The sequence below is a fragment of the Pseudomonas sp. C11 genome (assembly GCF_034683865.1).
Taxonomy (GTDB): Bacteria; Pseudomonadota; Gammaproteobacteria; order Pseudomonadales; family Pseudomonadaceae; genus Aquipseudomonas.
Genome location: NZ_JAWIIP010000096.1, coordinates 1 through 234, shown reverse-complemented (window position 1 = coordinate 234; position 234 = coordinate 1). Strand labels below are relative to the sequence as shown.

1 protein-coding gene is annotated in these 234 nt (G+C 63.7%); it reads left to right on the top strand.

Annotation, left to right across the window (positions count from 1 at the left end):
• The coding region (locus VC352_RS25055; protein ID WP_322982181.1) for a GMC family oxidoreductase N-terminal domain-containing protein at positions 1 to 234 on the top strand (234 nt) is incomplete at both ends.

Genomic DNA, 234 nt, shown 5'->3' with positions numbered 1-234 from the left:
CTCGGCTATCACTCGGCAGTGATCCCGCGCAACGTGCGTTGCTGCTGGAACCTCGGTTACTGCGGTATGGGCTGCCCAAACAACGCCAAGCAATCGATGCTGGTGACCACCATCCCCGCCACCCTCGAAGCGGGTGGCGAGCTGCTCTACATGGTACGAGCCGACAAGCTGGTGATCGAACGCGACACAGTGGTCGGCATCGACTGCCAGGGCATGGACGCGCGCTGCGTGGCC